We start from the raw sequence: 9516 nt of genomic DNA, 5'->3' as shown, positions 1-9516 counted from the left end.
CTATTACATTTGCTCTCTTTTTATCATTCATTGTCAGTATCATCCCTTCCTCCTGTCTTTATGACAGGATATACTACTGACATTTTCACTCGGCAGTTAGAGATGACATTTTCACTTGGCTATCACATAGAATCCGGAATATGCTTGTCTAAAAATCCATAATGTAGTAAATGTGTGTTTAATAAACCTCCGTTGTCCGGCTAAGACGGAATAATGGAATGAAAGGTGTGAGAGTATGGATGAGAAGATTATTACAATAGGACACAGTCCGGACGCTGACGATGCGTTTATGTTTTATGCACTAACGCACGATAAGCTGCCCATAACAGGCATAAAATTTGAGCATGTATTGACGGATATAGAGACCCTTAACAAGCGGGCAATGAGAAAGGGTAACAGCGAACAGCCTTTGCTTGATATAACCGCGGCTTCACTGCATGCATATCCATACATTGCAAGAGACTATCAGATACTATCATGCGGCGCAAGTATGGGCAAAGGGTATGGCCCCATAGTTGTAAGTAAGGATAAAAAACTAAGCGGCAATATGAAAGTAGCCGTACCAGGTGAGTATACATCTGCACTTCTTGCATTGAAGATGTGTATGGGAAATTTCAGATACACGGTTATGCCTTTTGACAAGATTATGCCCGCAGTCAAAAACGGAGAGGTGTCGGCGGGGCTTATAATACATGAAGGCCAGATTACCTATGCTGATGACGGGCTTAACATAGTTGTGGACCTCGGCAAGTGGTGGCTCGAAAAAACAGGCCTGCCGCTCCCTCTTGGGATAAATCTCGTTAAGCGTTCTCTGGATGAAGGACTTAAACACAAGGTCAACCAGGCAATAAAGGATAGTATCGCTTATGGTTTTAAACATGAGGATGAAGCCATGACATACGCAGCCAAGTACTCCAGAGGGCTTGACATGAAAAGGGTAAAACAATTCGCCCTGATGTATGTGAACGATTATACCCTGGAGCCTGGCAAAGAAGGCAGGGCTGGTATTCAGGAGTTTATCAAGCAGGCTGCAAACCTTAAACTTATACCGGATGTGGAAGTAACATTTATCTCATGATATGCCTTTTCTATTCAACGTTAAGCATGTATTTTATTACAGACATCATCTGGTTTATAAGCATCTTATAATTCAAATAATATCTTGAATAAGAGGGTTTTGTTAACACAAAAAATGTGGTGGGTAATCTGTTCGTCCAAAACCGGGACTCATCTATTCTCAGCCATTTACAGTCTTCCTTGTTTTTTTAGTGCATTTTTCGGATATAGAGTTATGAATTTTTTATTCATGATATTAAAATCGTTTCATATCCGGAAAAAACGTGTTATAATTTTTTATAAATTAAATTTATTAAAATTGGCATACTGATGTGAATAATTTTTATACAAATGATAACATGGTAATCTCATGCATTATCCCTGCTTATAATGAAGAGAAGAATATCTCACGGGTTCTGGATGTTGTAACCACTTTCAACAGGTTTAATGAGATACTGGTTATTGATGACGGCTCAAATGATCATACAGCACAGATCGCAAAATCGTATGAGCAGGCTTGTCCTTTATTAAAGGTAATCACATTACCTACAACAAACGGTAAAGCGGGTGTGATAAAAAAGGGTATAGCTAATGCAGAAGGTAATCTTATAATTATGCTTGATTCTGATTTGATCGGTTTAACCCATAAAAATATAGATTCATTGATCTTGCCGGTTAAAAATGGCGAGGTGGATCAAATGGTTCTTGACAGGGCAGGGGATAGAACACCCATATGGGGATGGACAAACTGCGCAAAATACTTTGGAGGCGAAAGGGCTTTTTGGAAAAAAGATTTTCTTGAGATTGATATACCCGACAACAGCGGCTACCTGCTGGAGATAACAAATAACCTGCATTATATAAAACATGGTAAAACAATAAGAACGATCCTTTGCAGTAGTTTATACACAGTCCATCAATTCAGTAAGATGGATAAGCTTACAGGCACTAAAAATTACATTAACATGTCTATTAGCATAGTAAAAAAGGCTACATTGTCTGGGTTTGTGAAGCAGTTTTTCTTCATAGAGAACCAGAATATGCATGGATTGTTTCGTTTTTACAAAAATTATCCATGGTTAAGACCCTTTTCCGGATTGATTATTATGGTTTTCCATATATTAGACGGCGTTTCTCTTTTCTTGCTGCTTAACATTATCAGAATAATAAAACTCCCGCTCAAGCTTGTGAATTATTTTACAGACAAATATCTTTGAGTTGGTTGAGGAATTTAGATTGACATATAAAAAACCTTATTATATTGACCTTCCCCCATTTTATAGAGCACCTTGAATTAAAGGTCCTGGAAAATAATGTCTGAAAAGTTCAGTAAACATGAATTATTTGACAGAGAATTATCTGCCTACTGGTTCAGGCTGCAAAATTCAAGAAGACTATAGGAATCGTACATTTAAAGTGCGACTATCAAGCAATTCCTTTTGTATGTTTGAGAACAATAGGATGAGAGATAGCAAGAATTTCAGGTATCTTATGATATTTTTTGACAATGCAATTTTAAACTATTAACTTATTATTGACTTGAGATATATACACATGTAGTAAGAACAGCCCCAATTTTAAGATAGGAGGTTACATGCCGAAAGTAAAAGGTGTAGCTATACTTGGGATGATAAAATTTATTAAAAAAAATTTCAAAGATGCCTTGCCAAGGGTCATTAAGGCTTTACCGCCCGAATCATCAAAATACATGCAGGAGCATATACTTATTACAGAATGGTACCAGTATAAGCTTTATACCGATCTTCTGAGATCGCTTGATAAGGTTATAGGCAAAGGTGATCTATCATTTTGTATTGAGCAGGGCAGGCTTTCCGCACAACATGATCTCACAACGGTCTATAAGATATTCATGAGTTTTAGCAATATTGAAAATATGGTGAAGAGGGCCATGAGTATATGGAATAGTTACTATGATACCGGTACTGTAGAGGCAATACTATTCACAGATAAAGAAGGCACTATCATTATAAAAGATTTCCCTGATATAGACATGGCACATGTCAAAAATGTACAAGGATGGCTTGAGCAGTTTTTATTAACAGGCAGATTAAAGGATATAAAATCAGAGATACTAAGATGCCAGTGTTACGGCGATCCTTTAACAGAGCTGCATTTTACATTTAAATCATAGATGTAGGAGGGAAAATGGAAATAGTTACAAAGAATACAATATTATCAGAAGCGGTAGAGTATCTTGATCTCGAGAAGATCAAGACTGTAAGAGATCTGGTCTTTGCTTTTCAGCGCACGTCAATACAGAGCAGAAATCTCGGAAAGTCTTTAAAAATATACGAAAGGATGCTTTCGGATCCAAAAAGGCCCACCATATTTATGGGGCTTGCCGGTCCTATGGTGCCTGGCGGTATGCGAAAGGTTATAAGGGATATGATAGAGTACGGGCTCATAGACGTACTTGTATCAACCGGGGCTAATCTTTATCAGGATTTTTATGTTGCACGCGGTTTCAAACATTACATAGGCTCACCAAACATGGATGACCTGCTGCTAAGGCAATACTTTATAGACAGGATATACGACACACTTGTGGATGAAGAAAAATTCAGAGAAACAGACGCTGCTATTGCAGAGATCGCAGGCGGTCTTGACAAAAAAGAATATTCAAGCAGGGAATTTTTTTCAATACTCGGGAAAAATATAAATGATAAAAATTCAATCCTCTACACTGCTGCAAAGAGGAATGTGCCCGTATTTTGTCCCGCACTTAATGATAGTTCAATAGGTATAGGGCTTACGAAACATTACGTTGATAAAAAAAATAAAATCATTATAAACCCTATCAGGGATAATTATGAACTTGCCCAGATTAAGATGAAATCCAGAAGTGCCGGCGTTATTTATATAGGCGGTGGAACGCCCAAGAATTATATCCAGCAAATGGAGGTTATCTCAGAGATATTGGGCGCTGGGGAGAACGGTTACAGGTATGCGATCCAGATAACGACCGATACCCCGCAGTGGGGTGGACTCAGCGGATGTACATTTGAGGAGGCTCAATCATGGGGAAAAATTCATAGAGAAGCTGATAAAATACAGATAACAATAGAATCAACGGTCGGCATGCCTTTACTCGTCGGTGCAGTTCTGCAGGGTGACAGCTACAAAAAGAGAAAAAGGCTTAGTATGAAATGGAATGAGGATAAATTAGAAACAATTAATTTAAAGAAGAGGTGAAAAATGAAAATAGAGCCAATAGATCTTAATAGGATAAAAACGAGCTCAATAAAGACACGAAAAAATAAAGTAAAGGTTAAAGATTTTGCTTTGCCGTATAAACCCGGATTAACTGTTGATGAGTTCTTTTCGAGGTTACCGAAAATTTTGAAGGCGGAAGAGATGGAGACATGCGTGAGAGCTATTGTTAAGGCAAAAAACAACAAAAAAGAAATAATTCTTGCAATGGGTGATAGTGTTATAAAGGTAGGGCTTTCACCTCTCGTTATACAGCTTATGGAAAGCGGTATTATTACAGCAATAGCTATGCAGGGCGCTGGTGTTATTCATGACACGGAGATCGCACTTATCGGTGAGACCTCGGAGGATGTTCAAGTAACCATACAGGACGGGAGTTTTGGTATGGCAGAGGAAACCGGCTCACTTCTAAATCAGGCTGTCAAAGAGGGCGTTGACAGGGGTATGGGACTTGGTGAATCGGCAGGTTTTGCCCTTGCACATGCGGATGCTCCATACAGGGAAGAAAGTATAACATACAGGGCGTACAAAATGGGTATACCGCTTACAGTACACGTTGCCTACGGCACCGACATAATACACATGCACCCGAAGGCTGACGGCGCTGCAATCGGAAAGGCAACCGAGATAGATTTTAGAAAGTTTGCAACAATTGTATCAAAGCTTGAACAGGGCGTTATCATAAACATAGGTTCTGCCGTTATTTTGCCGGAAGTGTTTTTAAAGGCGTTGTCCATAACGAGAAATCTTGAATACGATGTAAAAAATTTTACCGCTGTTAACATGGATATGATCCAGCACTACAGACCATTAAAAAACGTCGTTGAGAGACCCACAAAAACGGGCGGACGTGGTTTTGCATTTACAGGACACCATGAGATTATGTTCCCCTTACTAACGGCATGGATACTTGAGCTGCTTAAATGAAGATAGGAATAACGGGTGTTACAAGTTTGCTCGGCAAGCACCTTGCAGAGGCGGTTATCAGTAAAGGTCATGAAGTTTACGGACTTTCAAGATCAGAAAAAGAATCTATCAAAACATTGATAAAGAACCCTTTATTCCATTTTTCTGCCGGTGATGTGTCAAAGTATGCAGATATAGAACGTGCATTTAAAAATGTAGAATACGTGTTTCACCTGGCGAGTGTTTCATCGGAGAGAAAGGCTATGGATGATCCTCTAAGCTGTTTTATGGTTAATGTTCTCGGTACTGTTAACGTGCTTGAGTTGGTACGGAGAAACAAAGTTAAAAAAATGATTTTTTCCTCATCAGGCGCGGTTTACAAGAAACCGGAATATGCAAAGGAAGGCGATCCTGTACCGAAGGAGGGTTATTACGGATTTACCAAATGGAATGCAGAAAATATGATATTGATTTACAACGAAAAATTTTCCGTTCCCTATACCATATTAAGGCTATCAAGGCTTTATGGGCCTTTTATGGAGCGTAATCCTGTTTTTGATATGGCTACCGGTATTAAAAAAGGTGATAAGATTAAACTCTACGATAGTATTGGATCGAATTATGATTTTCTGTTTGTAGATGATGCGGTTAATGCTTTTATAACAGCGCTCTCTGGTAAATGGGATAATAATATTTTTAACATAAGTTCAGGCAGGGGAATTAAAATCTCAGAACTGCTTGATATCTTCAAACAAATTACAGGGAAACCCGATATGCCTGTTGAAGTCTTGAAACATAATGATCAGGTTGATATATTATCAAATGATAAAGCCGCTTCATTCGGATGGAGACCGGTTATTGACATAAAAGCAGGAATCGGAGAAACGTACAGATGGTTTTTAAAAAAGAGTGATACGAATATTTGATAAGTATTATCACACCGGAGTAATAAAAAAAATATATATAAAGGAGTATAGAATGGGTGAAAATAATATGCAAGAATTTACGGATGGGAATTTTGAGGCAGAGGTTTTAAAAACAGAAAAACCGGTGCTTGTAGATTTCTGGGCAGAGTGGTGTGTTCCATGTAGAATGGTTTCACCTGCTGTTAGTGCACTTGCGGATAAGTATAATGATAAAATAAAATTTGGCAAGTTAAACACGGATGAAAACCCAAGCATACCTACAAAATATGGGATAATGGGCATACCGACACTTATGCTTTTTAAGGGGGGCAAGGTGGTAGATCAGATAGTTGGTGCTGTTCCCAAGTCTACGATCGAAAAACTTTTAGATAAAGTGCTGTAAATAGCATGGTCAAAGCCCAAAAAATAGATACAGAAGTTAAAAAATCAAAATCGGATTCCATCCTGAGTATAAACTGCGAAGAATTTTACAGGTTGGTATTAAAATCAAATGTTCCGGTTATAATTAATTTCTGGGCTGACTGGTGTAAGCAGTGCAATCCTGTTAAGGAAGAACTTGAGAAGCTTACAAAAAAGTATAAAAACAAAGTAACCTTCTATAAGGTAAATTATGATCTGTGTCCGTCAATAATTTCAAATTATCAAATAACCGCTCTTCCCGCTGTTCTTATTTATTATCAAGGGGAGCCTATAGAAAAGATATCCGGGGCAATAAAGACAACAGAATATGAAAGGGTAATAGGAGATGTCCTTACCAGACTTAATAATTAACAAAGGCTCGAAAGCGGATGCCGGACAAATCTACGATTGTGTAATTATTGGTGGAGGTCCTGCGGGGCTTACGGCAGGAATCTATGCATCCAGGGCAAGGCTTAAAACAGTTTTATTTGAAGAGAAGGCAATCGGCGGCCAGGTAGTAGTTACAGATATTGTAGAAAATTATCCGGGTTTCCCAAAGGGTATATCTGGAGCTGATCTTACCTTTTCAATGGAAGAGCAGGCCCGTTCTTTTGGACTTGAAATAAAGGACAGTGGTGTAACAGGCATAAAGGCGGATAGTGAAACCAAGCGTGTTGATACAACGGATGGCCATCTGACAACAAAAACAATAATCATCGGTTCTGGTGCAGAAAATCTTAAATTGAATGTAAATGGAGAGAAACAGTTTACAGGGAAAGGCGTGTCTTATTGCGCGACATGTGATGCTGCATTCTTCAGGGATAGGGAGGTAGTTGTTGTTGGCGGTGGAGATACGGCTATCGGTGAGGCAATATTTCTTACAAAATTCGCAAAGAAGATTTATATTATTCATAGGAGAGATAAGCTGAGAGCTGTAAAAATATTGCAAGAGAGAGCCTTTGCAATGCAGAGTATTGAATTTATATGGGATACGGTTATTACAGAGATAAAAGGCAATAAATATGTTGAGTCTGTGTCTTTAAAAAATATAAAGACAGGGGATGTAACCGAAAAAAAGATTGATGGAGTTTTTGTGTTTATTGGAACAAAACCCAATACGGATTTCGTAAAAGGACTGGTGTCGCTTGATGAAAACGGTTATATTATTACAAACGAAAATATGGAAACGAACATACCCGGTATTTTTGCAGCAGGAGATGTAAGGACAAAACTCCTGCGACAGGTAGCTACTGCTGTAGGCGACGGGGCAATCTCAGCGTATTCTGCTGAAAAGTATATAGAAGAAAACAGAAAATAAAAAGGAATAAAAGGAGAAAACATGGGATTACTACAGGATAAAGATAAAGAGTATTTAAAAAACGAGTTTTCAAAATTGCCAAATCAGATAAAACTCATACTTTTTACACAGGCAGATAACTGCATGTATTGTAAGGAAGAGAAAGAACTTATGCAGGAGCTTGGAGAGCTATCGGATAAGATAAAAGTGGAATTTTACGATTATGACACCCAGAAGGATAAAGCAGAACAATACAAGATAGATAAGGGACCTGCACTGATTATAGAGGGGGTAAAGGATTATGGAATAAGATACTATGGTATCCCGGCAGGGTATGAGTTTTCATCTATTGTAGAGGACATAATGGATGTATCTCTCGGTAAATCCAATCTTACTAGTGAATCAATAAAAAAAATAAAAGGGATCAATAAACCGATACGAATACAGGTATTCGTTACACCGAGCTGTCCGTATTGTCCGAGAGCGGTAAGAATGGCTCATAAGATAGCAATGGAGAATGATCTTGTTACAGGAGATATGGTAGAAGCAACAGAATTTCCAGAGATAAGCAATAAATACGGCGTTCAGTCCGTTCCTAAGATTGTTATAAATGAAACGGTAGAATTTGTTGGAGCTTTGCCGGAGGATCAATTCGTAGATTGGGTAATGTCGGCACTTAATTAAGACTGCTACGATTTATTACGGTTTAACATAAGTAAGGTATGAAATTCTCCATTCTACAGGATACTCAGACGCATCAGGAAAAACTTAAAGCGATTACTGATGAAATAAAGATTATCTTCTTTGAACCAGAAAAAAGCTGTCATCAGTGTCCGCATATAAAACTGTTACTTACAGAACTTGAAGAGGCATCCGATAAAGTAATTTTAGAGCTCGTGAATGAGATACAGCAGCCTGATTTGATTAAAAAATTTGGAATAGAAAGATGTCCTGCAATGGCATTCATAGGGGCTAAGGATTATGGTATAAGGTACTATGGTACTCCTACCAATTTTGTAGAGTGTTTTCTTGATCTTGTATCTGACATATCGAAGGGAGGACATCCCTTGAAATCCGATGTACTTAAAGAGATTGAAAAGCTTAAAAAACCAGTAAACATAAAGGTGCTTGGAACACAAACGTGTCCTTATACACCTATTGCAGGCAGGACAGCAGTAAGATTTGCGATCAGCAGTGAACTGATAACCGTACATCTTATAGATGTTATATCTTTCCCTGAATTCCAGACAAGATATAATCTCAGATCAACTCCTGAGATTGTTATCAACGATCAAACCATACTGTACGGGATAAAAAGTGAAGAAGATTTATTAAAAGAAATAATCCGTTTTGAATAAGGAGAAGGTATGTCGGAAAATGTTGTAATCATCGGTGGAGTTGCAGCAGGTATGAGTGCTGCAAGCCAGGCAAAAAAAAGAAAGCCTGGAATGAATGTGATAGCGCTTGAAAAAACCAATTTTGTATCCTACGGGTCGTGTGGCCTTCCATATTACATAATGGATCTCATTAAAAAGGATACGGATCTTGTAGCCATATCAAAAGAAAAGTTTAAAACAGAACGAGAGATAGATGTATTTACAAAAATAGAAGTAGTTAATATTGATACAAAAGCAGGGATTGTTCATGCAACAGATCATAATGATAAGAAGGATCTATCGTTCTGTTTTAAACTTTTCTTTT

At 38.0% G+C, this 9516-nt stretch carries 12 protein-coding genes; all 12 read left to right on the top strand.

Annotated features, from left to right (window positions below; translation table 11 throughout):
- The first annotated feature begins 235 nt into the window (after positions 1-235).
- Entirely contained in the window at positions 236-1078 is an 843-nt protein-coding gene (locus M1381_03180; protein MCL4478092.1) for an ABC transporter substrate-binding protein, read from the top strand.
- Between the two features lie 310 nt (positions 1079-1388).
- Positions 1389-2273, top strand: a complete 885-nt coding sequence (locus M1381_03175) for a glycosyltransferase family 2 protein (GenBank protein ID MCL4478091.1) — start codon at positions 1389-1391, stop codon at positions 2271-2273.
- Positions 2274-2650: 377 nt separating this feature from the next.
- Positions 2651-3208: a hypothetical protein gene (locus tag M1381_03170; protein ID MCL4478090.1), complete on the top strand. Its 558-nt coding sequence runs from the start codon at positions 2651-2653 to the stop codon at positions 3206-3208.
- A 14-nt stretch (positions 3209-3222) separates the two neighbouring features.
- Positions 3223-4269, top strand: a complete 1047-nt coding sequence (locus M1381_03165; GenBank protein ID MCL4478089.1) for a deoxyhypusine synthase family protein — start codon at positions 3223-3225, stop codon at positions 4267-4269.
- 3 nt (positions 4270-4272) lie between these two features.
- Positions 4273-5214 carry a hypothetical protein gene (locus tag M1381_03160; GenBank protein ID MCL4478088.1) on the top strand — a complete coding sequence of 314 codons (942 nt, stop codon included), beginning with the start codon at positions 4273-4275 and terminating at the stop codon, positions 5212-5214.
- Positions 5211-6119, top strand: coding sequence for an NAD-dependent epimerase/dehydratase family protein (locus M1381_03155; protein MCL4478087.1), 909 nt, complete (start codon positions 5211-5213; stop codon positions 6117-6119). Before M1381_03160 ends, M1381_03155 begins: the two co-directional genes overlap by 4 nt.
- A 52-nt stretch (positions 6120-6171) precedes the next feature.
- Positions 6172-6501 carry a thioredoxin gene (trxA, locus tag M1381_03150; protein ID MCL4478086.1) on the top strand — a complete coding sequence of 110 codons (330 nt, stop codon included), beginning with the start codon at positions 6172-6174 and terminating at the stop codon, positions 6499-6501.
- 5 nt (positions 6502-6506) lie between these two features.
- Entirely contained in the window at positions 6507-6890 is a 384-nt protein-coding gene (locus M1381_03145; protein MCL4478085.1) for a thioredoxin family protein, read from the top strand.
- On the top strand, positions 6865-7836 hold the full coding sequence (trxB, locus tag M1381_03140) for a thioredoxin-disulfide reductase (protein MCL4478084.1): 972 nt from the start codon (positions 6865-6867) through the stop codon (positions 7834-7836). The genes M1381_03145 and trxB overlap by 26 nt, the downstream gene beginning before the upstream one ends.
- 21 nt (positions 7837-7857) lie before the next feature.
- Positions 7858-8499, top strand: a complete 642-nt coding sequence (locus M1381_03135; protein MCL4478083.1) for a thioredoxin family protein — start codon at positions 7858-7860, stop codon at positions 8497-8499.
- A 38-nt stretch (positions 8500-8537) separates the two neighbouring features.
- Positions 8538-9173, top strand: a complete 636-nt coding sequence (locus M1381_03130; protein ID MCL4478082.1) for a thioredoxin family protein — start codon at positions 8538-8540, stop codon at positions 9171-9173.
- 9 nt (positions 9174-9182) lie between these two features.
- The coding region (locus M1381_03125) for an FAD-dependent oxidoreductase (protein ID MCL4478081.1) at positions 9183-9516 on the top strand (334 nt) is incomplete at its 3' end.

The sequence above is a fragment of the Deltaproteobacteria bacterium genome (genome assembly GCA_023382265.1).
Lineage (GTDB): Bacteria > JAMCPX01 > JAMCPX01 > JAMCPX01 > JAMCPX01 > JAMCPX01.
Note: the sequence above shows the minus strand (reverse complement) of the source record. Positions and strands in the feature narration are given on the sequence as shown.

What these genes read in the sequence shown, in the direction of transcription:
- M1381_03155 (MCL4478087.1), top strand. Translation starts at nt 5,211, where the DNA reads ATGAAGATAGGAATAACGGGTGTTACAAGTTTGCTCGGCAAGCACCTT.
- M1381_03130 (MCL4478082.1), top strand. Translation starts at nt 8,538, where the DNA reads ATGAAATTCTCCATTCTACAGGATACTCAGACGCATCAGGAAAAACTT.
- M1381_03165 (MCL4478089.1), top strand. Translation starts at nt 3,223, where the DNA reads ATGGAAATAGTTACAAAGAATACAATATTATCAGAAGCGGTAGAGTAT.
- trxA (MCL4478086.1), top strand. Translation starts at nt 6,172, where the DNA reads ATGGGTGAAAATAATATGCAAGAATTTACGGATGGGAATTTTGAGGCA.
- M1381_03160 (MCL4478088.1), top strand. Translation starts at nt 4,273, where the DNA reads ATGAAAATAGAGCCAATAGATCTTAATAGGATAAAAACGAGCTCAATA.
- trxB (MCL4478084.1), top strand. Translation starts at nt 6,865, where the DNA reads ATGTCCTTACCAGACTTAATAATTAACAAAGGCTCGAAAGCGGATGCC.
- M1381_03145 (MCL4478085.1), top strand. Translation starts at nt 6,507, where the DNA reads ATGGTCAAAGCCCAAAAAATAGATACAGAAGTTAAAAAATCAAAATCG.
- M1381_03180 (MCL4478092.1), top strand. Translation starts at nt 236, where the DNA reads ATGGATGAGAAGATTATTACAATAGGACACAGTCCGGACGCTGACGAT.
- M1381_03135 (MCL4478083.1), top strand. Translation starts at nt 7,858, where the DNA reads ATGGGATTACTACAGGATAAAGATAAAGAGTATTTAAAAAACGAGTTT.
- M1381_03170 (MCL4478090.1), top strand. Translation starts at nt 2,651, where the DNA reads ATGCCGAAAGTAAAAGGTGTAGCTATACTTGGGATGATAAAATTTATT.